At 46.7% G+C, this 25,568-nt stretch carries 25 protein-coding genes; 6 read left to right on the plus strand and 19 right to left on the minus strand.

The window, feature by feature from the left end:
- The first annotated feature begins 118 nt into the window (after window positions 1–118).
- Window positions 119–1,507, plus strand: a complete 1,389-nt coding sequence (locus KI742_RS18350; protein WP_047103752.1) for a uracil-xanthine permease family protein — start codon at window positions 119–121, stop codon at window positions 1,505–1,507.
- A gap of 72 nt (window positions 1,508–1,579) precedes the next feature.
- On the opposite strand, the gene envZ is transcribed toward KI742_RS18350, so the two are convergent.
- From envZ to KI742_RS18375, 5 genes are all read right to left on the minus strand, one after another.
- Entirely contained in the window at window positions 1,580–2,872 is a 1,293-nt protein-coding gene (gene envZ / locus KI742_RS18355; RefSeq protein ID WP_017820700.1) for a two-component system sensor histidine kinase EnvZ, read from the minus strand.
- Between the two features lie 102 nt (window positions 2,873–2,974).
- Window positions 2,975–3,694 (minus strand): two-component system response regulator OmpR, encoded by a 720-nt coding sequence (gene ompR, locus KI742_RS18360; RefSeq protein ID WP_005379333.1) that lies wholly within the window; start codon window positions 3,692–3,694, stop codon window positions 2,975–2,977.
- A 129-nt stretch (window positions 3,695–3,823) separates the two neighbouring features.
- The gene (locus tag KI742_RS18365) at window positions 3,824–4,219 is read right to left on the minus strand and encodes a DUF1090 domain-containing protein (protein ID WP_005379332.1); all 396 of its coding nucleotides are present in this window, start codon (window positions 4,217–4,219) and stop codon (window positions 3,824–3,826) included.
- A 105-nt stretch (window positions 4,220–4,324) separates the two neighbouring features.
- Window positions 4,325–4,816 carry a transcription elongation factor GreB gene (greB, locus tag KI742_RS18370; RefSeq protein ID WP_005379321.1) on the minus strand — a complete coding sequence of 164 codons (492 nt, stop codon included), beginning with the start codon at window positions 4,814–4,816 and terminating at the stop codon, window positions 4,325–4,327.
- 117 nt (window positions 4,817–4,933) lie between these two features.
- Complete coding sequence (locus KI742_RS18375; protein WP_005384728.1) at window positions 4,934–6,814, minus strand: RimK/LysX family protein; 1,881 nt, start codon at window positions 6,812–6,814, stop codon at window positions 4,934–4,936.
- A 229-nt stretch (window positions 6,815–7,043) separates the two neighbouring features.
- Here KI742_RS18375 and KI742_RS18380 point away from each other — a divergent pair, with 229 nt between their 5' ends.
- Window positions 7,044–9,365 carry a Tex family protein gene (locus KI742_RS18380; protein ID WP_248487231.1) on the plus strand — a complete coding sequence of 774 codons (2,322 nt, stop codon included), beginning with the start codon at window positions 7,044–7,046 and terminating at the stop codon, window positions 9,363–9,365.
- Between the two features lie 104 nt (window positions 9,366–9,469).
- On the opposite strand, the gene KI742_RS18385 is transcribed toward KI742_RS18380, so the two are convergent.
- Together KI742_RS18385 and bioH are read right to left on the minus strand one after the other, a co-directional pair.
- Window positions 9,470–9,934: a hypothetical protein gene (locus KI742_RS18385; RefSeq protein ID WP_005379316.1), complete on the minus strand. Its 465-nt coding sequence runs from the start codon at window positions 9,932–9,934 to the stop codon at window positions 9,470–9,472.
- Between the two features lie 124 nt (window positions 9,935–10,058).
- A complete protein-coding gene (gene bioH / locus KI742_RS18390; protein ID WP_285385035.1) occupies window positions 10,059–10,826 on the minus strand; it encodes a pimeloyl-ACP methyl ester esterase BioH in 768 nt (255 codons plus the stop codon).
- 84 nt (window positions 10,827–10,910) lie between these two features.
- On the opposite strand from bioH, the gene KI742_RS18395 reads away from it, so the two are divergent.
- The 4 genes from KI742_RS18395 (at window position 10,911) to cysQ (ending at window position 13,936) form a co-directional block, all read left to right on the plus strand.
- On the plus strand, window positions 10,911–11,636 hold the full coding sequence (locus KI742_RS18395; protein ID WP_258475946.1) for a ComF family protein: 726 nt from the start codon (window positions 10,911–10,913) through the stop codon (window positions 11,634–11,636).
- Window positions 11,637–11,733: 97 nt separating this feature from the next.
- Window positions 11,734–12,318 (plus strand): Fe-S biogenesis protein NfuA, encoded by a 585-nt coding sequence (gene nfuA, locus KI742_RS18400; protein WP_005379313.1) that lies wholly within the window; start codon window positions 11,734–11,736, stop codon window positions 12,316–12,318.
- A 176-nt stretch (window positions 12,319–12,494) separates the two neighbouring features.
- Complete coding sequence (nudE, locus tag KI742_RS18405; protein ID WP_285385034.1) at window positions 12,495–13,064, plus strand: ADP compounds hydrolase NudE; 570 nt, start codon at window positions 12,495–12,497, stop codon at window positions 13,062–13,064.
- A 44-nt stretch (window positions 13,065–13,108) separates the two neighbouring features.
- A complete protein-coding gene (gene cysQ / locus KI742_RS18410; RefSeq protein ID WP_005379308.1) occupies window positions 13,109–13,936 on the plus strand; it encodes a 3'(2'),5'-bisphosphate nucleotidase CysQ in 828 nt (275 codons plus the stop codon).
- Between the two features lie 303 nt (window positions 13,937–14,239).
- Here cysQ and KI742_RS18415 read toward each other — a convergent pair whose 3' ends face one another.
- The 12 genes from KI742_RS18415 to gspC are packed head-to-tail and all read right to left on the minus strand — an operon-like array spanning window position 14,240 to window position 25,548.
- A complete protein-coding gene (locus KI742_RS18415) occupies window positions 14,240–15,001 on the minus strand; it encodes a type II secretion system protein N (protein ID WP_285385033.1) in 762 nt (253 codons plus the stop codon).
- A 1-nt stretch (window position 15,002) separates the two neighbouring features.
- Window positions 15,003–15,494 (minus strand): type II secretion system protein M, encoded by a 492-nt coding sequence (locus KI742_RS18420; protein WP_285385032.1) that lies wholly within the window; start codon window positions 15,492–15,494, stop codon window positions 15,003–15,005.
- Between the two features lie 7 nt (window positions 15,495–15,501).
- Window positions 15,502–16,704 carry a type II secretion system protein GspL gene (gspL, locus tag KI742_RS18425; protein ID WP_175413420.1) on the minus strand — a complete coding sequence of 401 codons (1,203 nt, stop codon included), beginning with the start codon at window positions 16,702–16,704 and terminating at the stop codon, window positions 15,502–15,504.
- Entirely contained in the window at window positions 16,673–17,683 is a 1,011-nt protein-coding gene (gene gspK / locus KI742_RS18430; RefSeq protein WP_137281634.1) for a type II secretion system minor pseudopilin GspK, read from the minus strand. The genes gspL and gspK overlap by 32 nt, the downstream gene beginning before the upstream one ends.
- On the minus strand, window positions 17,676–18,353 hold the full coding sequence (gspJ, locus tag KI742_RS18435) for a type II secretion system minor pseudopilin GspJ (RefSeq protein ID WP_047103742.1): 678 nt from the start codon (window positions 18,351–18,353) through the stop codon (window positions 17,676–17,678). The genes gspK and gspJ overlap by 8 nt, the downstream gene beginning before the upstream one ends.
- Window positions 18,340–18,729, minus strand: coding sequence for a type II secretion system minor pseudopilin GspI (gene gspI / locus KI742_RS18440; protein WP_170960382.1), 390 nt, complete (start codon window positions 18,727–18,729; stop codon window positions 18,340–18,342). The genes gspJ and gspI overlap by 14 nt, the downstream gene beginning before the upstream one ends.
- Window positions 18,716–19,315, minus strand: coding sequence for a prepilin-type N-terminal cleavage/methylation domain-containing protein (locus KI742_RS18445; RefSeq protein ID WP_017635010.1), 600 nt, complete (start codon window positions 19,313–19,315; stop codon window positions 18,716–18,718). Before KI742_RS18445 ends, gspI begins: the two co-directional genes overlap by 14 nt.
- 29 nt (window positions 19,316–19,344) lie before the next feature.
- Entirely contained in the window at window positions 19,345–19,788 is a 444-nt protein-coding gene (gspG, locus tag KI742_RS18450) for a type II secretion system major pseudopilin GspG (RefSeq protein WP_005379298.1), read from the minus strand.
- A 59-nt stretch (window positions 19,789–19,847) separates the two neighbouring features.
- Window positions 19,848–21,065: a type II secretion system inner membrane protein GspF gene (gene gspF, locus KI742_RS18455; protein WP_033905910.1), complete on the minus strand. Its 1,218-nt coding sequence runs from the start codon at window positions 21,063–21,065 to the stop codon at window positions 19,848–19,850.
- On the minus strand, window positions 21,065–22,567 hold the full coding sequence (gene gspE, locus KI742_RS18460) for a type II secretion system ATPase GspE (protein ID WP_005379296.1): 1,503 nt from the start codon (window positions 22,565–22,567) through the stop codon (window positions 21,065–21,067). Before gspE ends, gspF begins: the two co-directional genes overlap by 1 nt.
- On the minus strand, window positions 22,567–24,585 hold the full coding sequence (gene gspD, locus KI742_RS18465) for a type II secretion system secretin GspD (protein WP_005379295.1): 2,019 nt from the start codon (window positions 24,583–24,585) through the stop codon (window positions 22,567–22,569). Before gspD ends, gspE begins: the two co-directional genes overlap by 1 nt.
- Before the next feature lie 36 nt (window positions 24,586–24,621).
- A complete protein-coding gene (gene gspC, locus KI742_RS18470) occupies window positions 24,622–25,548 on the minus strand; it encodes a type II secretion system protein GspC (protein WP_115385654.1) in 927 nt (308 codons plus the stop codon).
- Window positions 25,549–25,568: the final 20 nt, after the last annotated feature.

Here is a 25,568-nt window from a genome sequence, read left to right on the forward strand (position 1 = left end):
ACACTCCACCAACCTGAGTTGACTCTGATTAACAGCAATCACAGGTAACGACGTCAACTCCACCCTGCTCTCCCATTCAGCGAGAACTAGGGAAATATTGCGACTAGCGAGACAAACAATGACAACTTCAAACCGATCTTCGGAACTGGTCTATCAACTCAACGATCGACCACCTTTGCCTCAAACCATTTTTGCCGCACTTCAGCACTTATTGGCGATGTTCGTCGCGGTTATCACTCCGTCACTGATCATCTGTCAGTCTTTGGGTGTACCAGCAGACCAAACGAATACCATCATCAGCATGTCTTTGTTTGCGTCAGGCGTGTCTTCGTTTATTCAAATTCGCACCATTGGCCCAATTGGCTCTGGTTTGCTCTCTGTTCAAGGTACCAGCTTTAACTTTTTAGGTCCTATTATTGGTGCAGGCCTATCGCTGAAAGCCGGTGGAGCAGACATCAGCACCATGATGGCTGCCATTTTTGGTACGATTTTAGTCGCATCATTTGCAGAAATTTTCCTATCTCGCGTGTTGGAGCATGCCCGCCGAATCATCACTCCGCTCGTTTCAGGCATCGTCGTCACTCTTATCGGTCTCACACTGATTCAAGTCGGCTTAGTATCAATGGGCGGTGGCTACGCAGCATTAAATGAAGGAACCTTCGGCAGCTTAGACAAACTTGCTCTGGCTGGGACGGTACTTGGATTAATTGTGATTTTAAATCGCTCGAAAAACCCATACATCCGTGTGGCTTCAATCGTGATTGCGATGCTAGTGGGCTACATCATGGCGTATTTTATGGGGATGGTAGATACTTCTCAGCTAGGCGCAACCGAGATCGTAGCACTGCCCGTACCAATGCAATATGGCTTATCGTTTGACTGGTCTCTGTTCATTCCGCTGGTACTGATTTTCTTTATTACCGCACTAGAAGCCATCGGTGATATTACCGCAACATCTGAAGTGTCTGGTGAGCCAGTAAAAGGCCCAGTGTACATGAAACGCATTAAGGGCGGTGTGTTAGCAGACGGCTTAAACTCTGCGATCGCAGCCGTTTTCAACAGCTTCCCGAACTCAACGTTTAGCCAGAATAACGGCATCATCATGCTAACAGGAGTCGCGAGCCGCTACGTGGGTTACTTTATTTCTGGCATGTTAGTGATTCTTGGCTTGTTTCCTGGCGTCGCTAGCTTTGTTCAGCTGATTCCTGAGCCAGTACTTGGCGGCGCAACAATTGTCATGTTTGGTACGATTGCTGCCGCTGGTGTACGTATTATCTCTCGTGTTGAGCTCGATCGCCGCGCAATTCTGATCATGGCCTTATCCTTCTCAATGGGACTTGGTATCGCGCAAAAACCAGAGATCCTGCAATTTATGCCAGAATTTATTAAGAGTATTTTCTCAACTGGTGTTGCAGCAGGTGGTATCACTGCGATCATTTTAAATCTACTTCTGCCAGAGAAACTGGAAGACGAAGATGAACTTCCTCAGGAAGTGAAAGAGTCTTAAGATTATTGAGAATAAGAAAAGCCCAACCTATTTAGGTTGGGCTTTTTGTTTTAAAGGGTGCGGGCCATCGACTTACTTGGTAGGAAAGCTGATTTGAGCGATTAAACCGCCTTCACTGCGATTACGCATCACCACAGAACCTGAATGCTGGCTGATTATACGCTTCACAATCGCCAACCCTAGCCCAGTGCCTTCACTACCGCGAGCGGTGTCACCACGCGTAAAGGGTTCAAATAACCTCGCGATTTGAGAATGCTCGATACCCGGTCCGTTGTCCTCTACTGAAATCCACACTAGCTGCTTATCTGCTGTCACACCAGTGCTGATTTTGACCCAGCCATTGCCATAACGTAGCGCATTCACAACTAAGTTACTGATAGCCCGCTTAATCGCAATCGCGCTTCCTTTGGCTGGCGGCAAGTTAAGATTAAGATCTGTTTCAATTTCAACCTCATAACCACCTTCAGAACTGGCGACGTCACTGGCAATCGTACTGATATCAACCGCTTCAAACGATTCTTGGTTCACCGGTTTGAGATAATCCATAAACTGACTGATGATCTCATTACATTCTTCCGTATCGCTAATGATCCCCTCCGCAAGATAGCTGTCCTCAGGAGACATCATTTCTGTTGCTAGGCGAATACGCGTCAGAGGTGTTCGTAAGTCATGGCTAATCCCCGCCATTAATAAGGCTCGGTCTTCTTCTAGCTCTTGAATACCTTTCGACATTTGATTAAAGGCTCGAGTTACAGAGCGAATCTCCGATGCGCCTTTCTCTGCTAAGGGGGGCGGGATCTCACCTCGACCGACGTCTTTCGCGGCTCTCTCTAAAGCCAAAAGTGGACGGTTTTGCAAACGAATAAACAACCAACCACCAGCAATGATCAGCAGCGCCATAATCAAACTGTTACGAAACAGCGGTGCAAAATCTTCTTCTTGCAGCTCAGATAACGGAATACGAATGATGGAGTTCGGCAACTTTTCGATGTGCATCCACAAAATGTAACTTTCATCGCCAAGCAATAAGCGTACTTCTGTAGGCGAACCCAGCTCTTGGCTCATTTCTTCAGACATCAAATCAATCGACATTGCGTGATGAAATTCAATCGCCTTATCGCTGTCAAGGCTGTGAACCGTCACCCCTAATCTTTCTAATAATTGACGCCTTAACGGTGCATCAGACTTTAAAGGTCCTTCATCATCAAGCACCAAATTGAGCTCATGGGCGAGAATTTTATTGAACTGCTGCAAACTCGGCATCAACGCGTAGTTAAAAACGGCGTAGTAAGAGAAAACTTGGCTCGCGAGAAGCAAAGAGATGAACAGCAGAATAGATTGTGTCAGTGAACTTCGGATGCGCATGGAACGTTCCTAGTGGTCCTAATCGCGAAATTTCAGCCTTCAAAGGGAAGGTAATGAAGGCTGAAGTTGCTATAGCCAAGTGCTGGCTATGGAGTGAAGAGATTACACCTCTTTGCCGTCTGGGACGAAAACATAACCCAGGCCCCACACGGTTTGAATGTAGCGCGGCTTGCTCGGATCGTCTTCTAACATGCGACGTAAACGTGAGATTTGTACGTCAATAGAACGTTCCATTGCAGAATATTCACGGCCACGCGCCATGTTCATCAATTTGTCTCGTGACATTGGCTCACGTGCATTCATCACGAGCGCCTTTAGAACAGCAAACTCTCCAGAGGTGAGTGGCATTGCCTCGTCACCGCGGAACATCTCGCGAGTGCCTAGATTGAGTCGGAACTCCCCGAACTCCACCACTTTTTCTTCCGTGCTTGGTGCACCCGGCAACTCTACAGTTTGGCGGCGTAATACGGCCTTGATGCGAGCCAACAATTCGCGTGGGTTAAACGGTTTTGGCAAATAATCATCCGCCCCTACCTCAAGACCTACGATGCGGTCCACTTCATCACCTTTCGCGGTGAGCATTAAGATTGGCAACATATTGTTCGCGTGGCGTAGACGACGACAAATTGACAAACCGTCTTCACCTGGCAACATTAGGTCCAGCACCATTAAGTGAAAGTTTTCGCGCGTTAGTAGGCGATCCATCTGTTCGCCATTGGCGACACTTCGTACCTGAAAACCTTGCTCAGAAAGGTAACGCTCCAATAGAGCACGTAAACGAGCATCGTCATCAACCACTAAAATTTTATGATTTTCTTGCATTGAAACATCCTTTCAGAAGCGTCTATTGTCGAAAATGTATCACTGTTTTTCCTAACGTGCTCAAGCAAATTGTTACTCTTTTTATCTTAAGCGCTTTATTCTCTCTCTAGCAGGTATTTTCAGCACCTACTATTGACCATAATTCCATTCCAGTTCACGTTTGGCCTCAAGCAGCTCTTGCTGTGCCTCAGCCAGCTTGTGACGTTTTTTCTCAATTTTGTCTGCTTTCCCTGAATGCTGAGCTTCGACTAATTCTTCCTCTCGCTCCTCAACTTCTTTAGTCTTTTCTTCCACTTCTGTTTGCAGCTCTTGGCGCAGCTCACCTTCCGAGCATTCATTCTGGATAGCGGAAAGTGCTTGCTCCAAGCCTTTAATGCGATGCTCATTACCTTGCGCTTTTGCATACTCAAGCTGCTGCTCTACCGCTAACTCTTTAGCGTCACAGCCTTTCACTTCATCTTGAGCAAAAACTGAAAGTGAGAAACCTATTGTTAGTGCAGCACTACACATGACTGCTTTGTTCATTTTACTTCTCCGAGAAAGGCACCATGCCTTTATACCAAATATTCTGACGTTGAGACCCAAGTCACTTCTAGTGAACTTCATGAGACTTGAATCGGTGATAAAGCCTCAGTCTTCCGAGGCCGGTTGAGTGTATTCAATTGAGTTGATGAACCACTCTTTTTCACCTTCTGGGGTGCGTACCGTGAACTCTTCATCCACTTGTTTTTTCAACATCGCTCGCGCCATAGGTGAATCGATAGAGATGTAGTCTTTCGCATCGCCATAAATCTCTTCAGGCCCGACAATACGAAACTTTTTCACTTCTCCTGCCTCATTTTCTATTTCCACCCATGCACCAAAAAAGACTTTGCCTTCTTGTTGCGGAGAATAGTCAACGATCGTGACTTCTGGCAGGAATTTACGAAGGAAGCGGACACGACGGTCGATCTGACGGAGTAAACGTTTATTGAAGGTGTAATCCGCATTTTCTGAGCGATCGCCCAGGCTCGCCGCCCAAGTGACGATCTTGGTGATTTCCGGGCGCTTTTCATTCCAAAGGTAATCATGCTCTTGTTTGAGTTTGTTGTAACCTTCTCGTGTAATCAGCTTAGTTTTCAAATTAACTCCTATCTCAACTAAAAAATGCTGCTCTTTGGCAGCATTAAGGAGATGATATACCCAAAGATCCAATGTTGTTCAGGCTTTGGGTATCAAGGTGATAAGGCGGCCAGAGTGTTACTTTTCGTAATCCGGTTTTTGCGTCACGATGTAATTCGTATCACTCGAAACAACCGCGCCATGTTTTAGGAAGTTTTTACCTAAAATCATGCTGTAATGGAAGCGACCTCGGTCCTGTAAGTTGACTCGGATCTTCTTCTCTAATTCGCCAAGCTTAACATGCATTTCAACCACAGGGCGTACGTTCGCTTTCTCGCCTTTCTTAGCTTTAATACGCATGACATCAACAACAGGCTTGGTAAACGCCTGTTTCATGCCAAGATCGTTCTCATAGGTAAAGCTCACCATGTCTTTGCCGTCTTTCTTAAACTGCTTGATGTTCTTAGCATTGATTGAGCTTACATCTGCACCCGTGTCTAACTTCACAGGGAAAGACATCCCCTCAACTTCAGCCACTTCGATATGGCCAGCTTTGAAAAGTGGCCTTGCATCTAGTAGATGGTCTGCGCGAGTGTTCAGCAACACACCACCCTTGGCTATGTCATGACCAAAGACGAAAAAGGGTTGAGTGTCACCCTCATCAAGCACATCGAGCGCAAACTTCATTGATGTGTCTTTTCTACCGAGAAGAAAGTCTCCTTCGACAACAGGGCGAACCGCGCTGCCAACCTTGAGCTTTTTCAACACTGGTTTGGTGATTTTTTCTTCTTTCCCCTCATCGTTCATTAAATAAAACGTGACGGATTCATCCTTACCTTTTTCTGTTACTTCAAACCCATTTACACGCAGTAATGGCGTTTTCACAGTAAAAGTGGGGTAAGCAGGGACGGTATAACCATCAATGGTGACCTGTTCTTCTGGTGAAACGACAAGAGGTTTTGATTTGAGTGCGCTTTTGAACGTTTTTTCTACGCCACCCAGTAGATTTTCTCTGTCCGTATCAATAACAAAGTGCTGACTCGCGACGTCCCGACCTAAGCGAATTTGCGAACTGAACTTACTGCGATCACGCAGATACACCAACCAACGTTGAGTTTCATTTTCACCGACTTTGACGGGTAAATAGACTAAAGGACGCTCGCTTTTGGTCGTTTTCAGCATTCGTACCAAGGGTAATGTCATTGGGTGACGCTTGCCATTCTCGCCCTCTAACATAAAAGAGACTTCGTTATGCTTTTTGTCTACCTTGATGTCCAGTGCATGGACGTTGGTATAACGGCTAGAAGTTGAGATGCTGATCTTATATGGCACACCTTCGACTTCAACCGTCTCTTTTTTGCCAATCATTTTTGCGCTTGGCTGTTCTTGAAGATAATCGTAACCAGCGAAGACCCATGCGTTATCATCGAGATAAGTTTTACCAATCAAGATAGGAGAAGAGAATTGCGTACGCTTGGTCAGGTTGACTTCCGTATCAACGGTGTGACCAGCAATTGTCATCGGCATTTTTATTGTCGGGCGTAGGATGGGCTTTTTGCTTGTTCGACTGCGAATCGCGCTCACTCTTTCCAGATCATCGGTAATCTGTATTTCCTTCCCTGTATAAGGGTGAGGAACCGTAAAGCTAACCTTTACTTGATATGGCTTAAAGCTGTCGGCGTCCCACTTTGCCTTCGTACCACCTAAGTCATCGACAATCGCCCAAAGTAACTCGTTATCTTTCAAATCTTGGTAATCTGGGTGTGAGCTACTGACATGGATATTCTCCGCATGCATCGATGTCGTATCTGCACCAGTATCAATCTTACCAATAAATGGCACCGCTTTTAGTTCCGGAATATCACTGTAATAGACGCTCTCCACACGCCCTAGTACCAATTTGTTATCGAGTTGATAAACGGGAGCTTGTGTGGTTCCTGAGATAGACTGCGCCCAACTAAGCGGGGCGGCAAGTAAGGCACTCGTAAGCGCTAACGCCAAAGACATTTTTTTCATCATGATTATCCGTATAAGCCGAGGTACATTTAGTGATATCAACAACCGTGGAATTAGGTTAGTCGATAACTGCGGATATAAGTTCTCAATTTAATTACAGTTTTGACATAAATCTGACTGATGTCCACCAGCGCCCGGTAAATTTTTGCCTCGTTAATTTAAAACATTGCAAATTCTTCGAATGACCCCAATGTTCTATACAACCAAAACCGAATTAAAAGAGAAAACACGGATGAGCCAAGCTATCTGTCGCATGATTGCTCAAGAACTGAATGTTCGCCCAGAGCAAGTCAACGCCGCTGTCACCCTAATTGATGATGGCAACACTGTCCCTTTTATTGCACGTTACCGCAAAGAGGTGACGGGGGGCCTTGATGATACCCAGCTGCGTACTTTGGACAGCCGTCTGTCTTACCTTCGTGAAATGGATGATCGCCGTCAAACCATCCTCACATCAATCCAAGAGCAAGGCAAACTGACGCCAGAGCTAGAACAAGAGATCGCGCAGGCAGACAGCAAAACTCGTCTTGAAGACTTATACCTACCTTACAAACCCAAGCGTCGTACGAAAGGTCAGATCGCGATTGAGGCTGGTCTTGAGCCGCTCGCAGATCAGCTTTGGAATCACCCACAAACCGAGCCAGAAAGCGAAGCAAGCAAATACCTTGATGCAGACAAAGGCATCGCAGACACCAAAGCTGCATTGGATGGCGCTCGCGCGATCATCATGGAGCGCATCGCAGAAGACGCAAACTTACTGGAAAAAATTCGCAACCACTTAAATCGCAATGCGGAACTGGTCTCACGAGTCGTTGAAGGCAAAGAGCAAGAAGGCGAGAAGTTTAAAGATTACTTCAACCACAACGAGCCCCTAAGCAAAGTGCCATCGCACCGCGCACTGGCGATGCTACGCGGCCGTAACGAAGGCTTCCTGACATTGGCAATGAACGCTGATCCAGAACAGGAAGAAGGCGCTCGTCAGTCTTACTGCGAAACGATTATCGCCGATCATTATGGCGTGACGCTAAGCAGCGCACCGGCGGATACCTGGCGTAAGCAAGTGATCAGCTGGGCATGGCGCATCAAAGTATCGATGCACATGGAAACCGAGCTAATGGGCGCAATGAAAGAGCGCGCTGAAATCGAAGCGATTGAAGTATTCGCCACTAACCTAAAAGACTTGTTGATGGCAGCACCGGCTGGCCCTCGTGCAACACTTGGCCTAGATCCGGGTCTGCGTACAGGTTCAAAAATCGCGGTTGTCGACTCAACAGGTAAAGTGCTTGCCACCGAAACCATCTACCCTCACCCACCACAAAAACAATACGACAAGTCAGCACAAATCGTTGATCAGTTGGTGCGTAAGTACAATGTGGATTTGATTGCGATTGGTAACGGTACGGCTTCACGTGAAACCGACAGCTTTGTCGCAGACGTCATCAAACGTGGCAACCTGAAAGTTCAGAAGATCATCGTAAGTGAAGCGGGGGCTTCGGTTTACTCAGCGTCTGAGCTTGCAGCAAAAGAGTTCCCGAATATGGACGTATCACTGCGTGGTGCAGTGTCGATTGCACGTCGTTTGCAAGATCCATTGGCTGAACTCGTGAAAATTGATCCGAAATCTATTGGTGTGGGTCAATACCAGCACGATGTAAGCCAATCTATGTTGGCAAAACGCCTAGATGCGATTGTGGAAGACTGTGTAAACGCGGTTGGTGTTGATGTGAACACTGCTTCTGCGGAGCTACTGACGCGCGTAGCAGGCTTATCAAGCACCATCGCGCAGAACATTGTCGACTTCCGCGATGAGAACGGCCGCTTCGAAGCACGTACAACCTTGAAGAAAGTACCTCGTTTAGGTCCTAAGGCGTTCGAGCAGTGTGCGGGCTTCCTGCGTATTATGGATGGTAAGAACCCACTTGATGCGTCTGCGGTTCACCCAGAAGCGTACCCAGTGGTCAAAGCGATTTCTGAGAAGAACAACAAAGATATCAAAGCACTGATTGGTGATTCAAGCTTCCTTAAAGGTCTGCATGCGGTCGATTACACCGACGATAACTTCGGCGTTCCAACCATTACAGACATCATCAAAGAGTTAGACAAGCCGGGTCGTGACCCACGTCCAGAATTCAAAACGGCGACCTTTGCAGAAGGTGTAAACTCGGTATCTGACTTGGAACCGGGCATGATTCTAGAAGGCGTGGTGTCTAACGTAGCCAACTTCGGTGCCTTCGTTGATATCGGCGTTCACCAAGATGGTCTTGTGCATATTTCTGCACTGACAGATCGTTATGTGTCTGACCCACGTGAAGTGGTGAAAGCGGGCGACATCGTCAAAGTGAAAGTGATGGAAGTTGACGTGCAGCGTAAACGTATTGGTCTATCGATGCGTATGAACGACGAACCGGGTCAAGACAACCGTAGCCAACGCTCATCAGCAGCGCCGCGTCGTAATGACCAACCGCAGCGTCGTCAGCCTCGCCGTGATGATTCGTCATCGAACAGCGCGATGGGCGGTGCATTTGCTGCAGCGTTTGCTAAAGCGAAAAAGTAATCTTACCTAGGCTTCACCGCTAACGAGCTTTCATAACTAAAAAGAAAACGCTCCAATCAGTCAACCTGCTTGGAGCGTTTTTGTTTGAGTAGGATATTGAGTCGTCATAATACTGCTATCACTTCTGACGGGGTATGGGGAGCGACTGCATGACCATAATGAAACTTGATCACCTTCCTGCGCTTTTCCATTAATCCTTCATTGATCGCAGCATCCAAAATGCGCTTTGGTAAGCGAAAGCGGATCGCGTAGCCTTTCCCCTGGTCTTCACTATACGATTTGAGCGCAAGCAAACTAAAAAGCCGTTCTAGTGTATCTTCCGGCTCTTCTTGATAACGCGTGTCGACTTCCGTTTCCATATCATAATCAGGATGCTCTGAAGGATCCCAAGAAGACTGACGTCGGCGCTTGTCATCACCTTTTACTTTTCGCTCTGCATTGGTTTTGGCCAATGCGACCGTTGGCGTTACAGGCTCTCGGACTTTATTGTCGCGAGCTGCTTGTTCCGTCTGCACATTCACGGATGGGGCGATCAGTGGCACACTTACGTTGGTCGGTGACACAATCATTGCGAACCCTCCTCAGAGTCGCCCAACTCGTCAATATGGCTTAGCTTTATTGGCTAATAAAACCTCACCAGCCTTTATATCGACCACTTTTTAAACAACTTGAGGTATTTCCGCTCGTACTTGCTCAATCGTGAGCAAACTCTCGGATTTGAACACAAAATTCGTCATGTTCGGTGATAAAAGGCGCATGAGAGGACTGATTAAAAACAAACTGCTGGGTATGAGGCAACTGTTCACTTAAATCGTTAGCTACTTTAATTGGCACCAACCCATCTAAACGGCCATAAAGACGCAACATTGGAACAGAAAGAGACGTCAACGCATCGCGCAGATCCACATCAGCAAGGATGTTTAGCCCAACCAACAGCGATTCAGGGTTTGGCTCAGGGCGCGATAGTACCGCTTGCTTGAGCTGTTTAACGTCTTTACGCGCTGATGGGCTGCCCATCGCTTGCAACGCCATAAAGCGCTCAATGGTCAGTGAGAAATCTTCTAGCAACTGAGAGGTGAACGCACTCAGTACATTCGGTTGAATGCCACGCCACGGTTTTTCTGCGGCAAATTTAGGTGAGCTGGCAACCGTAATCAACTTAGCCACGCGCTCGGGCATATTTAATGCCACATGCGTCGCCACTAAACCTCCGAGGGACCAACCAAGCCAAATCGCTTTCTCTGGCGCACCTTGCACCACCAAGTTAGCAATATGGTCTAAATCTTCAGCATGAGATTCGGCGCTATGTCCGTACCCCGGAAGGTCAACCACATGAACTCGGAAATAAGGTTGAAGAGACTCGACTGTCTGCTGCCATACCGCACCATTCATGCCCCAACCATGCAGTAACACCAAATCTGGTCCCTGACCAAATGACTGCCAGTGTAATTTCGTGCTCATGCTCTCAATCTCTCCCACTTATTTTATTCCCTACGGCTTCAGCCAAGCGTTAGGCTGAGTAAAATATCACCATGAATAAACGCTATGTTATCTCATCACTGGCAAAACATCATGCATCGCGTATTGAGCAGTCAATGCGGCCTGTGTCGGTTCCCTATTCAAACACCAAGCCACACAAATACTCTGCGCTGGTGCGAGCACTGTTTAAAATACCTAACTCCGGTAAAACGATGTCAACGCTGCGGTTTATCATTACAGAAAGAAGAAATGAGTACGGATAGTATTTGTGGTGAATGTCTTTCAGAGCCACCGCCATGGCAAAGGCTATACACGTTAGGCGATTACGACTTTCCCCTTTCACGGGAAGTACAACGCTTTAAAGATCACGGAGAGTCTTGGCATGTAAAAGCATTAACCGAGCAACTGGCACAGCGCATCACCACGCCAGCTCCAATCATTACCAGTGTGCCATTGCACTGGCAGCGTTACCTGCGCCGGGGTTTTAATCAAAGTGATGTTTTAGCCCGACACCTCGCCAAGCAATTGCAGACTAATTTTGATGCGAAGGTCTTTCGTCGAGTAAGGCTCGCCCAATCACAGCGTGGTAATACCAAAACAAGCCGTGAACAAAACTTAAAAGGCGCGTTTATTCTCAATAAGCAACCTCACTCTTCCCATGTTGCCATCGTCGATGATGTAGTCACCACAGGCAGTACCGTCCGACAATTATGTCATTTACTACTTGAAGTTGGCGTAGAAAGCATCGATATTTACTGCATCTGCAGAACACCTGCTCCTCGTTCTCTCTAGATCGCTTCGCCATGCCTTAGCATCAAAAAGACTAGACCCATACGTCAACAAGAGTAGAATAGCAGCAGTAACCTACAAATTTACTCGGGTATTCGTCGTGTCAAATATTACTATTACAGAAACTGCGCAAACGCATTTCGCTAACCTTTTAGGTCAACAACCTGAAGGCACTAACATTCGTATTTTCGTTGTGAACCCAGGTACACAAAACGCTGAGTGTGGCGTGTCTTACTGCCCACCAGAAGCAGTAGAATCGACCGACACTGAACTCTCTTACAGCGGTTTTTCAGCTTACGTAGATGAGCTGAGCCTGCCATTCCTTGAAGACGCTGAAATCGATTTTGTTACCGATAAAATGGGCTCTCAGCTAACGCTAAAAGCACCTAACGCTAAAATGCGTAAAGTTGCGGACGACGCACCACTGGTTGAGCGCGTTGAGTACGTTATCCAAACTCAAGTGAACCCACAGCTTGCTGGCCACGGTGGTCACGTAAACTTGGTTGAGATCACTGAAGACGGTGTTGCGATTGTTGCATTTGGTGGCGGTTGTAATGGCTGTTCTATGGTTGACGTAACACTAAAAGAAGGCATCGAGAAAGAGCTGCTAAACCAGTTCATTGGTGAACTAACCGCAGTTCGTGATGCGACAGAACATGACCGTGGTGATCACTCTTACTACTAAGAGTAAACACTGTCAGAAAATGGGAGGCTTCGGTCTCCCATTTTTGTATCGATACTGAGGTGATGCTGAGATGCTTAGCTCGACTCGTAAAATCCGCTAGAAACTCAGGCGGAGTTCTCATATATTAAGAATCTTACGCATCTCGTAAACGCCAACGACACCAAGGAGCCAGCGTCATGCCGAAACGAACCCCACCAGAGATACTCTCATGCCAGACGGTTGCAAAATCCAAACTGTTTGCTGTGGAAGCGCTCGACCTTCGTTTTTCCAATGGTGAGCATCGTACTTATGAGCGTATGAAGCCAAGTGGACGAGATGCTGTAATGGTAGTCCCTGTAACAGAACAAGGCGATTTATTACTGGTGCGTGAATACGCCGCTGGAACTGAACGTTACGAGCTAGGTTTCCCAAAAGGGCTGATTGACCCAGGAGAAACACCACACCAAGCTGCGGATCGTGAGTTAAAAGAAGAAATCGGCTTTGGCTGTAATCAGTTAACCCCGTTGAAACAAGTTATCCTCGCGCCATCTTACTTTTCGAGCAAAATGACTCTATTTTTAGGACAGGCGCTTTATCCAGAGAAGCAAGAAGGCGATGAGCCTGAAGCACTGGAAATTGTGCGTTGGCCACTTGCGCAAGCCGAAGAGTTATTAACTCACATGGATTTCTGTGAAGCACGAAGCATCACAGCGCTAATGTTGGCACTGAAACACTTACCAAACACCACTCACAAGCATAACCAATAACGGTCATTAGAACCGAATAACACTGTGAGTAAGGACTATCACTTATGCCAATGACAAAAGATCTATCTCACCTACTTCCTCAAGTCATCGAGATTGCCCGCAGTGCTGGGCAAATGATCCTCGAAATATATGAAAAGAAACAATACGAGGCCTACACCAAAAGTGACGAAACTCCCGTAACAAGTGCGGATATTGCAGCTCACAAGTTCATCACTGAACGCTTGAGTGATCTGACGCCTGACATTCCCGTGTTGTCAGAAGAAGACGCAGACATAAGCTTAGAGCAACGCGCTCAGTGGGAACGTTATTGGTTAGTCGACCCTCTTGATGGTACTCAAGAATTCATCGCTCGCAGTGGTGACTTTGCCACTATTATCGCGTTGGTCGACAACAATCGACCAACCATGGGCGTCGTTTACGGTCCTGTATCTGGCGTGACTTACTACGCTTATAATGGCAAAGGCGCCTGGAAAATTCCCGACATGTCGGACAGCGTCAAAATCCATACACACAAACACGAACAGCCAGAGCAAAGCATCGCAATTGCTATTAGTCGTCGCCAAGACATCAATCGTATTACTAACCGTATGAGCAGCGCCTGGAATTACGACTTAATACCGCTCGGTTCTGCGGCATTGAAAGCATGCCTCGTCGCGGAAGGGGCGGTAGATTGCTATCTCCGACTAGGTCCAACAGGTGAGTGGGACACCGCTGCGACACAATGCATTGTTGAAGAAGCTGGCGGACGTATTCTCAGCACGCAATTAGAACCGCTGTCATATAACGAGCGGGAAACACTAGAAAACCCGAATTTTATTGTTCTTGGTGATGCGGATTTACCTTGGAATGAGATTTTACAACGCAAAGATTAAGCGCCCTATCGGTAAAATTTAGAGCACAAAATTCTAGTAATAGAAAGGCCACGAATATCTTCGTGGCCTTTTCTTTTTGACCTTCTGTACAGCACTTGGAGCATTTGGCCTACTATGTTCCAATTGCCTGTAAAGCTGAACGAAAGAAAACAAATCGATTAAAAATCATGGCTTTAAACTTTCACTCATTCCCAATCAAGATCGAATGTACAGCGAATAGAGGTTTTAGCTTACGATGATCCAAAAGCAAAAAGAGCTGCACAATAGCAGCTCTTTTAAGATATTGGATTTTGTCACGATAGGTTAGAAGCGCCCTTGGTAATTAAACTCATATTGACCTTGAGCATTCGGCTTACCCAGCCATTTCAGTTGCTCCCCCATGCTGGATGGGAACTCTGCACCAGGTTTGAACCACGCTTTGGTTGAGTACCGTTGATTAGGCATCAGTTCAACGGAAAACGCCGCAGAGACTTGTTTGCTGCTCTGCTCACCAGTTGCCGTCAATACACTATCCTGACAGTTTATATCGGCAATCACAGGACCGAGATCTAAGCTGCCAACGGGGCTTTGAATACCACTGGCATTCCATACTAAAGTGCCTTCACCGTTCTTACACCAAGGCGCAGCGTAAGTCGCATGACGAATATTCAGCTCAAGCTGCCCATCAACACCAACAGGCACAGGGAGGCGCGCTTGCTCAACAACTTTTACCGCCGGAATCGAGGCAACTAAGTTTTTGGCATAAGGGCCATCACTTAAGCTATAGCCGACAAAACCGCGCCCACGAACGTCCATTTCACTACCACGACCAAAGCGCACAGCAAACTCAGCTTTACCTGTCAGTAGACTCGACCATTGGAAATCCCAATTAACTTCTCCAAGGTTCTGGCGCTGCCAACGAATACTAGAAGCTTGACCTTGCCATACCGAACCGTTGGCTCCTTGAATGTCCAGGCCTCTCACTGTTGGTGCTTGTTGTAACACCCAAGAGACTGGTAATCCCATTAAAAGACTGACTGAAAAAAAGACGATAAAGATAACAACGTAAAGTACTGCTCGCTTCACCTTAACCTCGCTTAAACTGAAGGCGGTTTACATCGATCATGCCCGCTTGCTCTGTTCGGTCGATATCTAAAAATTCGACTTCAATACCCTGTTGCTCTTTCAAGTAACGTAACCAATCCACTAGTTGATTAAACGCGAGTGGTTTGATCCACACTTGAACGCTCTCATTACGAGGTTGTACGCGAATCAACTCAACTTTATAACGACGAGCTGAAGAAGAAACCAACTGATTCAACGGTTGACTAGAGTAGCTCACACCGCTGCTTTTTCGCAGTGCAGTGATGCCATCCGCTTTATCTTGTACCCAAGCTAGCAACTGTTTTTCGCTTTGAATACGTGACTGAGCTAGCTCCGCACGTTGGCTCATTGGCAGTAATAAACCCCAATAAATAATACCGATAACGGCAATAGCGCCACATCCCATGACCAAACGCTGCTCACGCTGCGAGATGCTGCTCCACCAAACCTGAGCTTGAGAAATTAAATTTTTCATCATCACCTCACAAACGCTTCAAAACAAAGCTGCCAACCACAACGTTATCGCTACGGTTCAACTGACCTTGCTCAACATTAAACTTCTCTGCCAATTTCACACGAGCCTGCTCAAAAGGTTGGAAGTCTGAACTACGAGCCTGAATACGTACTTCGCCACGTTGTCCGTCGTATTTAAAGCTAGTGATCTCCAAGTCGCTGACCTGACCAAGCGTCGCGGGTAATGCCGCCAACCATGACAACATTGCCTGCTGACCACTTCCACCAGATAAGCGGCGCTCTTCATCATCCATTTGTCGTTTGAGGTAACTAACGGTAGGAATGCGTCGTTTATTTGGGAACACCTGGCGGAAAATACGCTCACTCTCCTCACGATACGCTTGAGCTTGTGCTTCGTACTTGTGGACCACGAGCAACTGCTGCGCAACCATGACGACGATAAGCACCCCCGCAGCAATGGTGGCTTTTTGCCAGAGCTTCCAGTATTTACCCCAAGAAGATTTCGGCTTGAAGATCCCAGTCAGCAAATTGACTTTGCTTTCTGTCACCCCCTTCGCCAGTAAAGCCATCGTCATTTCTTCTGGTTGCGGATCCCATATTTCAGGTAACGCAGATTCAGGGACCGAGCTATAACAATCGAGCTTCCAACCTTCATGATTTTGTAGATAAGAAGAGAGGTAAAGGTCTAACCAAGAAGCGTCGACAACCGCACCCTCTGTCGCAGAGTGACGAATCAGCCATTGCTCGCCAATCATTGCAGCACTGCTGTGATCTCCACGAACCGGTAACGCAAGCACATCGGGTAAAATGCGTTTAATGGCGATACCTTGGCTTGAGAAACGTTGCAGTACAGTCTGAATCCAAGCACGTTCAACTGCGCAAATCTGCGCTTTATCCGCTTGTTTACCCAACACGCTAAAGTGCAGGCCATCAACGTCCTGAGCAACTTCGTCTTCCACTAAGTACGGTAACATCGCCTCGAATTGGCGTGTTGCACCAGGCGGTATATCCACTTGCGTCAGGACCACATCATTACTCGCCAACAGCGCCACAACTTGGCGCTGACCAGCATATGAGACCAATTCATCTAAGTGTTCCCACCCGGCGATTTCACCGCTAGCAATCACTTCCTGTTGATCTGTCGACCACACCACCCAAGGAATGGTACTTTGTTGTTCGCTACTCAGCCGAACGGTCAGAAACTCGCTCACTGATCCCTCCAAAACGACGGCGAACTACGGTCACCGTTTCTCTATTTGTACTTTGCAAAAGGCTTCGGATACGTACACGTGATTCATCCACCAACACTTGTGCATCCAATTCAAAAAAGGCGCTATCCACACCCAAATAGCCTTTGGCGTTTTTCTTTACATCTTCACTTAAGCCAGCCATTTCTGACTCTGCTAAAAATTCATCAATGCTATCCCACCCATCAAATGGGCGTTTTTCAATTAGCTGAATCGCATCACTACTGCTTAAGTTTGGTGAGAACATTGCCACCAAAATCGGAGCTTGCTCAACACCAATCGTATTCACGTTTAAACGCCAGTCATCACTTGGTAATGCACAGACCAACGGCTCCAATTTTTGGAAAATTTCACCACTCACCTGATAGACAGCCCGTAACTCGGAAGCATCTGCCATCCAACCATTTGATGCTAAATAGGAAGGCTTCATCGCTTCATATGTGCTGTCTTCAACCCCAGTAGTCGAACGGACAGAGTCATCAGCATCAATGTATTCCCAAGTAGAGTCTGCAATGATTTCTGCTTGATATGGCTCGACATCCAACTCTTCTAATAGTCGCTGCAATACATTCACTAAATATGGTCTTGTAATTTGCTGACCCGTTGGTTGCACACGACTCAATACATTTAGATTAAAGCATGCTTGCTTGTCTCTAATTCGTCCCGCCGCTTGACCATAATCTAACGGATAGACTTGCTCTTTTATCGCCCACGGTTGACTCATATTAATCGTGTCGGTGTCTTTATAACTTTGCTCGATACCCACTTTTGCTAGCGCCTCGACGCCAAGGCTGTACCAATACGCTTGCTGGTAATTGATTTGATTAGCGCCTCGCTGAAACTGCAAGAACAAACGTTCTGACATACTGGCAGCAACCGTCGCCATAATCGCCAGCAACATCAACACTATAATCAAAGCAACACCGCGCTGACGGTTAACCATTATTGCTGTCTCCTGAACTTTCCTCTTTCTGACTCAATGTGCCATCAGGAGTGAGATAAGTGCGGGCAATTTCTCCATAGTCTTTGAGAGTGAGAACAACAGAAACCGCTTTCGGCAGCGCTTTTTCTTCAGCCCACTCTTTTTTCCATTGCTTACCATCATAGAAACGCATATCAAATGACTCGACCTGCGTTAGCAATGGAGTAACAGTACCTTGTTGCCCAACCGGCGTATCAGGATAGCGCCACCATACTCGCTGCAGTGTTTCTTCTTTTAAGCGATAGCCAACCTTGGTTACTTCTCCACGAGGGAACTGCTGCTGAGGGTTGTGCCAACCTAAACGGGCAAACATCAGTCCTTTGGTATCGGAGTCCAACAGGTAATCGGACCAAAAAATTAGCCGGCTAGCAGGCTCTTCACCATTAGTACGCGTTTGACGCATCGCCATTTGACGAAAATCGTTATCCATCATCACCATGGCACGCTGAATTTCGTTTAAGCGTTGGGTTCGTTCTTGTGATAGCGCATTGCTACGCTGTACTTGCGATACCACTTGGTACGCAGCGACACTTAAACTGGCAAAGATGGCAATCGATACCAACACTTCAATAAGTGTAAAACCTTTTACCCTTTGGCGCGTATTTGCGCGGGGATTATTATTGCGCCACATAGCTTCGTACCGTTACTATAGGGCTCGCGCTTTTCTCTACCGAGACGCTTACATCAAATGCTTTCAGCAATGGCTGCGTCGTGGCGACTGGCGTGACTTTCCAGAACCAAGTGCGTCCTGCCAGCTCTTCTGTGCCGTTTTTCGCTTTGAGTTCTCCGGTATTCAACATCACATTTGCCATCTGATTATCCACAACCATGGCTGCAAACATTTTTTCTTCTAAATAACTGATTGTATTAATATGCTGGCTCACAGAGCGAATGACACTGATGGCAGCGGTAGCGAAAATTGCCAGTGCGACCAATACTTCCAGTAAGGTCATGCCTCTCGTCCGGCGATGACTCAAATTTAGGCGAGCTTGCTTAAAATTGCGCATTCTCATCCTCTTTCACTTCTTCGCCCGGAGCTAATAACAAAATTTGTCCACTTTCTTTGCCAATGACTCGCCAACCGTCATTAAAGGCATCACCATTTTGCGGAAAAAAAGACAGGGTAAATGGCGTGACTTCGGCGCTGGAAAAGATAAACACTTGCGGTGGCTCAATTTTCTTTTCGTCCTCTTCTTCTGCGAACATGTCTTCATCAAAAAGAGAACCTGGTTTGAATAAGCGCTCATCATTATCCCAAGCACCACCGCCGAGTTCGAGTTGTAGCGTAATATCTTCTTCTAGCTTGGTTTTGCTCGGAATCTGCTTTAATTTCAGAGGCTGCCAACCTTCTGAGGTTAAACTCAGTAGAGCGTAGGTCGATTTGGCATCATCCACTCGAACGCCAAAATCTTTACCGCTCAGCACCGCTTCTTCATTGAGCAGCTGTAAACGCTGAAAAAAGCTTTGAGCATATTGTTTGGAAAGATCTTTTTGGCTAGTCGGTAACGTCGAGATCACGGCCACAGCCGTAAGAGATAGCAAAACCAGCACCAATAGAATTTCTATCAATGTAAAACCGTTATGTTTTCGCATTTGTTTCATTAGTGCTGGCTTAGGCTCAATTATTGGAAGTCTTGCATGTTCCAGTTGCCAATATCTGCAGCTGGACCTTCTCCACCCTCTTGGCCATCTGCGCCTAGAGTGAAGATATCGATTGTACCGTTATCACCTGGGCTTAAGTATTGGTACTGGTTGCCCCAAGGGTCATTAGGAAGACGTTTGATGTAACCACCATCACGGTAGTTGCGTGGCTCTGGGTTAGATGGCTTACTAACCAATGCTTCTAGACCTTGGTCCGTTGTTGGGTAAACGCTGTTATCCAACTTGTACATATCTAAGGCATTTTCCAACGCGACAATGTCCGTAATCGCTTTTTGTTGGTCAGCCTTCTCTTTGTTACCCAATAGGTTTGGAACAACAAAACTTGCCAAAATACCTAGGATAACCACAACAACCATCACTTCTAAAAGTGTAAAACCCTGTTGTTTACTACGCTTAAACTTCATTTTTTTCTCCGAAAGTTAGATTAAAGCCATGCCGTTAGTAGACACGTCTTAATTCGAAATTATCCGCTCATCAAGTTATTCATTTCTAACATTGGCATCAAGGTCGCCATCACAATGAACAACACTAATCCAGCCATTAATGCAATCAGCGCAGGAGTAAACACACCCAGAGCAATATTGACTGTTGATTCAAAGTTTTGATCTTGGTTATCGGCTGCCCGCGTCAACATGCTCTCTAATTCACCACTTTGCTCACCACTGGCGATCATGTGTAGCATCATTGGTGGAAACAAGCGGGTTTGGTCCAACGCCTTACGCAGACTAGCGCCCTCTCGAACGTTATCCGCTGCAAGCAACACTTGCTGCTTCACATAACGGTTAGACATAACATCTACCGCAACGCGCATACCCTCTAGAATTGGAATCGCACTGGAAGTACAGATCGAAAGCGTTCGTGCGAATCGTGCGGTATTCAAACCTCGAGAGATCTTACCTATTAGCGGTAAGCTCAAGATTTTTCTGTCCCAAGCTAAGCGAAAGTCTGGCTTTTGCAACGCCAGTTTGAGGCCATAGAAAAGCACCACCAGCACAACGAAAATAATCAGCCCCCAATCTTGCACAAACTCACTGGCTGCCAGTAAAAATTGCGTCGATTGAGGTAACTCTTGGCCCATCTGAATGATGGGTTCAATGATTTTAGGAACCACTGTCGCCAATAAGAACGAAACGATGACAACCGCGAATACCACCAAAACTACAGGATAAATCATGGCTTGAAGCAATTTAGATCGCATCTTTTGGCGGTTTTCGACATAGTCTGCCAAACGCTCTAATACGGTATCGAGGTGACCTGATTTTTCACCCGCCGCAACCATGGAGCGGTACAGTTCATCAAACACGTGTGGGTAATCGGCAAAACTGTCGGCAAGCGGATAACCCTCTGTTACTTTCGAGCGAACCGCAGCCAACATAGAACGAATCCTCGGCTTTTCAGCCTGCTCAGAGACCGCACGCAAACACTCTTCCAAAGGCATTCCTGATTGGACTAGCGTAGACAATTGCCGTGTGATGAGTGCCAGCTCAGATGTCGAGATGCCGCGCTTAAAGCTGACTGAACCTGAAGACTTAGCCGATTTAGCTTTCGTCTCGACCACTTCAATCGGGATCATCCCTTGCTCTTTGAGTCGCTGGCGCACTTGTCGGGCGTTGTCCCCTTCTATCGTGCCTTTTTTATGCTTGCCTTTTGCATCTAGCGCTTTGTACTCAAATGCCGCCATTAGGTTTCCTTCGTCACTCGCATCACTTCTTCAAGTGACGTAATACCACGACGTACTTTGCTTAAACCATCACTGCGAATACTTGGCGTATGGGCGCGAACGGCTCTCTCAATTTCTTGTTCACCAGACTCTCGGTGAATCAACTCTTGCACTTGCTCATCAACCATAATGAGCTCGTGGATACCTGTTCGACCTCGGTAGCCTTTTTGGTTACACGCTTCACAGCCTTTTGCTCGGTGCAGTTCTAACGGTTCATGCGCTTCCATACCAAACAGTTTTTTCTGTTCCGCATCGGCTTCATACGGCTCTTTACAGCTTGGACAAAGCGTTCGAACTAAGCGCTGCGCTAGCACCCCTAATAACGAAGAAGAAATAAGGAATGGCTCAATACCCATATCACGTAGACGCGTAATCGCACCCACTGCGGTGTTGGTGTGGAGAGTAGACATTACCAAGTGACCCGTTAAGGACGCTTGCACTGCAATTTGTGCGGTTTCTAAGTCACGGATCTCACCGACCATCACCACATCCGGGTCCTGACGCAGAATGGCACGCAAGCCGCGCGCAAACGTCATATCGACCTTTGGGTTCACCTGCGTTTGACCGATGCCATCAATATCAAATTCGATCGGGTCTTCAACCGTTAGAATGTTGCGCTCGTTGCTATTGATCTCTTGCAAGCCAGCATACAAGGTGGTTGATTTACCAGAACCTGTCGGGCCCGTCACCAAGATGATACCGTGAGGGCGGCCAATCAAGTGACGGAAGTTGTCATGCACTGAAGGTGTCATGCCCAAACTATGTAAATCAAGACGAGTCGCGTTTTTATCCAACAAACGCATTACCACGCGCTCACCATGTGAGGACGGCATCGTAGATACACGCACGTCCACCGCACGACCACCAATACGCAACGAAATACGGCCATCTTGAGGCACACGCTTTTCTGCGATATCTAGTTTAGCCATAACCTTCACACGAGAAACTAGCAAAGGCGCTAACTTACGGCTTGGAGTCAGGACTTCACGCAATACGCCATCGACACGGAAACGAATCGAAAGGGTTTTCTCGAACGTCTCAATATGAATATCCGACGCACCTTCTTTGATCGCTTCGCCCAACATGGCGTTGATCAATTTGATGATTGGCGCATCGTCTTCCGATTCTAATAAGTCTTCATCGTGCGGCAGTTCTTCAGCCAAAGAGAAGAAATCATCGCTATCAGCACCAATATCTTCCATCAACTGACGCGCTTCAGACGAGTCGCGTTGATATGCTTCGGTCAGCTTTTTATCAAAGGCTTCTTTATCGATAGGTTGCGGTACGAAGCTTTTCTTTAATACACGACGGACTTCAACCAGAGCCGCAGGGTTAAGCGGCTCGACATAGTAAAGAATAGGTGGACGCTCAGGATGCTCTGTCTCCAGCACCAGTTTAAAGCGGTTGGCAAAACTGAATGGCAGACGACGCATACTTGGCGCTGTGTCTAACATATCAACCATTAGTTGTTTTCCATTTGATCAATAAACGCTTGAATCTCTGTTGGGTGCTGACGCTCCTGGCCAAAGGCTGGCATAACCGGGATCTTCTCGTCTGCCATCAACTTCAACCCTTGATCCGCTTTATAAAGCTGTTCTGCGCGAATAAAGTTGTATTTACGCTGCGTAATACCGTCGGCCGTCACACCATCGCGAATAATCGTCGGCTTGATGAACACCATCAAGTTACGTTTTTCTGTTTGCGTGCTCGTTGACTTGAACAGATGGCCAAGTACCGGAATGTCACCCAATAGCGGCACTTTAGACTCACTTTCAAGTGCGCGTTCATCGACCAAACCACCAAGAACCAACATCTGACCATCTTGGATCATGACAGAGGTGTTTAACTGTCGTTTAGCAAAGCGAACGTCAACCGCACCGTTTGCGCCTAATACGTTGGAAACTTCTTGTTCAATGTTTAACTGTACAGAGTCACCTTCGTTAATTTGTGGCACTACTTTGAGTTTGATACCGACTTCTTTACGGTCAACCGTTTGGAATGGGTTGTCGTTGTTTGAGCCAGCCGTAGAGCCCGTAATAACCGGAACCTCTTCACCCACAATAAATGATGCTTCGCCATTATCCATTACGGTAATACTCGGAGAAGATAGAATGTTTGAGTTGGAGTCAGAAGCAACAGCACTAATTAGCGCTGTCCAGTCACCCATGACAATACTCATTGCCGCACCATTTACTCCGCTAAGTGCTGACGCTAGCGTAGAGTAGTCACCTGATTCAGTAACATCATATGGCGTTCGTTCGCCATTAGAGTTGGTATAGTATTCAGTTCGGGTTTGATCTTTTGCTTCTTCTAGACCAACCATCACCTGACCAATCGGGGCTCCTGAGTTACCGTACTGAATTACAGCACCCGTTTCTAATGAACCCCACTGAACACCTAGGTTAATACCATCACCTTCAGACATTTCGACAATTAACGCTTCAATAAGAACCTGAGCACGACGAATATCGAGTTGAGAAATGACGTCTTGTAATGCCATCATAATATCTGGTGGCGCTGTTAAAACTAACGAGTTAGTTGCAGCGTGAGCAGCAATGACGACCTCACCACGCGATGCACCTGATGTTTTCTGACCGGCTTGCTTTTCAGCTTGCAGGTTATCGGAAACACCTTTCAATACATCCACCAAGTCTTCAGCTTTCGCATTTTTCAGGTACACAACTCGGTTGTTACCTTTTGTCGCCATTTCAACATCAAGTTGACGAATCAAACGTTTCAAGCGGGCTCTTACTTTTGGATCACCAGAAATTAAAATCGCGTTAGTACGTTCATCGGCCACAATTTTAGGTTCAAGGAACTCTGGCGTGCTTTTCTGATTCGCACTTTTATTCAGTGCTTCGACAATGCGTACCATTTCAGCAGCAGATGCATTACGCAGCTCCACCAATTCAATTTCTTTATCACCGGCTTGGTCAACACGCTTGATGATCTCTGCTAAGCGATTCACTACTGCCGCACGACCAGTAATCAAGATAATATTCGCTGGATCATAATGAACCACGTTACCGGCACCGGCGTTATCAATCAGCTGACGAAGTAGAGGAGACAACTCACGGACCGACACATTACGCACCGCGACAACTCGAGTGATAACACTATCGCCTTGCGCGCTGCCATCACCTAACACAGGGATTGCTGAGGTTTTTGAGTCTTTTGCTTTGATAACCTTAAGTACCCCATTGTCCATCTCTACGACTGCGTAACCGTATACTTCAAGGACATTAAGGAAAAAGCTGTAATATTGCTCTTCGTTAAGTACGTCATAGCTGCGGACATCGATTTTACCGCGTACTGAAGGATCAACAATGATGGTCTTTTCGAGGTTACGACCCACTATGTTGATGAATTCTTGAATATCAGTGCCTTTAAAGCTCGCACTAAATTCGTTTGCCATTGCACCTGGTACGCAGAGTAAACTTCCTGCTAGTAGCCAAGCACTTTTGCTGAACCAATGTTTCACGTATGTCTCCCTGAACTTACGCCGGTTGCCTAAGTCTTACAATTGGATATAGATATCGTACTGTTGGCCGTCGCGCTCAACAGTTAAATTTAATTCTTGCGGATCGCTCATCACTTGCATCAGTTGTACTGAAGAAGACGGATCACTTAAATCGATCCCGTTCAGTTGAACCGCAATATCACCAGGTTGTAGCCCTACATCATTAAATAATGCGGCATCACGACCAGGTGATACTCGATAACCAACAATGTCTCCGTCTTTTTTGACGGGTGAAATGGTGATGTATTTAAAAACGCTTTGTGGATCTTTCGCAATTTCCTCGCGAATTTGCTCTAATTTCTCTCCAACGTCAGACGTCGCTGCTTCTGCTCGCTGAGCTTGCGCCCTAGCTACCTGCGGCGATTCAGATAGCTTCTTATATTCTATACCTTGCATCATTAAGGTCTCGTCTCGACCTTGGTTATCAATGATGACGCGATCCACCAATACCGCTTTTAGCGTCGCACGTGTCCCTTCGATTTCTTCACCCAAACCGTACGTAGCTTGCTTACCTCGGTTAGCAATAACAGCAAGGCTGGTATTGGCATCACTGCTGGCAACCGCACCGACTAGGGTGAGGTTAAGGCGCGTCTTAGGGGCGTCTTTAACAATAGGCTGTTCTACAACTGCCGCTTTTTGCTCAGTGAATTTACCGAATAGGTTGGCATTCTGAAGGGCATTAAAATCTATCGCGTCGCCTTTATTACTCGCAGTAACGCTACTCGCCGATGGACGCCATTGCGGCACTTCCGACGATTGAGGTATGGCTAACCACACAATTTTGCCAAGTATCCATCCGGTTATCGCAATAAACAGACAGGTAAGCAACAAGCTAAGTTTGGCTTGAATGGTATAATGATTGGACTTGATCTGAGCCAGTAGCGGTCTGCTTGATAATCCTGCACTTAGCTCTAAACGTTTCACTGAATGGATTCCTTTATTCT

Origin of the sequence: Vibrio sp. D417a, assembly GCF_030248595.1 — a bacterium.
Taxonomy (GTDB): Bacteria; Pseudomonadota; Gammaproteobacteria; order Enterobacterales; family Vibrionaceae; genus Vibrio; species Vibrio alginolyticus.

Bases quoted from the DNA above. Each gene is read 5' to 3' on its own strand.
- KI742_RS18420 (WP_285385032.1), bottom strand. From the start codon at position 15,494: ATGAAAAATTTAATTTCTCAAGCTCAGGTTTGGTGGAGCAGCATCTCG.
- KI742_RS18395 (WP_258475946.1), top strand. From the start codon at position 10,911: ATGTTATCTCATCACTGGCAAAACATCATGCATCGCGTATTGAGCAGT.
- gspJ (WP_047103742.1), bottom strand. From the start codon at position 18,353: ATGTGGCGCAATAATAATCCCCGCGCAAATACGCGCCAAAGGGTAAAA.
- gspI (WP_170960382.1), bottom strand. From the start codon at position 18,729: ATGCGCAATTTTAAGCAAGCTCGCCTAAATTTGAGTCATCGCCGGACG.
- gspE (WP_005379296.1), bottom strand. From the start codon at position 22,567: ATGGTTGATATGTTAGACACAGCGCCAAGTATGCGTCGTCTGCCATTC.
- nudE (WP_285385034.1), top strand. From the start codon at position 12,495: ATGCCGAAACGAACCCCACCAGAGATACTCTCATGCCAGACGGTTGCA.
- KI742_RS18380 (WP_248487231.1), top strand. From the start codon at position 7,044: ATGAGCCAAGCTATCTGTCGCATGATTGCTCAAGAACTGAATGTTCGC.
- gspG (WP_005379298.1), bottom strand. From the start codon at position 19,788: ATGAAGTTTAAGCGTAGTAAACAACAGGGTTTTACACTTTTAGAAGTG.
- KI742_RS18445 (WP_017635010.1), bottom strand. From the start codon at position 19,315: ATGCGAAAACATAACGGTTTTACATTGATAGAAATTCTATTGGTGCTG.
- ompR (WP_005379333.1), bottom strand. From the start codon at position 3,694: ATGCAAGAAAATCATAAAATTTTAGTGGTTGATGACGATGCTCGTTTA.
- KI742_RS18365 (WP_005379332.1), bottom strand. From the start codon at position 4,219: ATGAACAAAGCAGTCATGTGTAGTGCTGCACTAACAATAGGTTTCTCA.
- gspF (WP_033905910.1), bottom strand. From the start codon at position 21,065: ATGGCGGCATTTGAGTACAAAGCGCTAGATGCAAAAGGCAAGCATAAA.
- KI742_RS18385 (WP_005379316.1), bottom strand. From the start codon at position 9,934: ATGATTGTGTCACCGACCAACGTAAGTGTGCCACTGATCGCCCCATCC.
- cysQ (WP_005379308.1), top strand. From the start codon at position 13,109: ATGCCAATGACAAAAGATCTATCTCACCTACTTCCTCAAGTCATCGAG.
- bioH (WP_285385035.1), bottom strand. From the start codon at position 10,826: ATGAGCACGAAATTACACTGGCAGTCATTTGGTCAGGGACCAGATTTG.
- gspK (WP_137281634.1), bottom strand. From the start codon at position 17,683: ATGGTTAACCGTCAGCGCGGTGTTGCTTTGATTATAGTGTTGATGTTG.
- KI742_RS18375 (WP_005384728.1), bottom strand. From the start codon at position 6,814: ATGATGAAAAAAATGTCTTTGGCGTTAGCGCTTACGAGTGCCTTACTT.
- envZ (WP_017820700.1), bottom strand. From the start codon at position 2,872: ATGCGCATCCGAAGTTCACTGACACAATCTATTCTGCTGTTCATCTCT.
- KI742_RS18350 (WP_047103752.1), top strand. From the start codon at position 119: ATGACAACTTCAAACCGATCTTCGGAACTGGTCTATCAACTCAACGAT.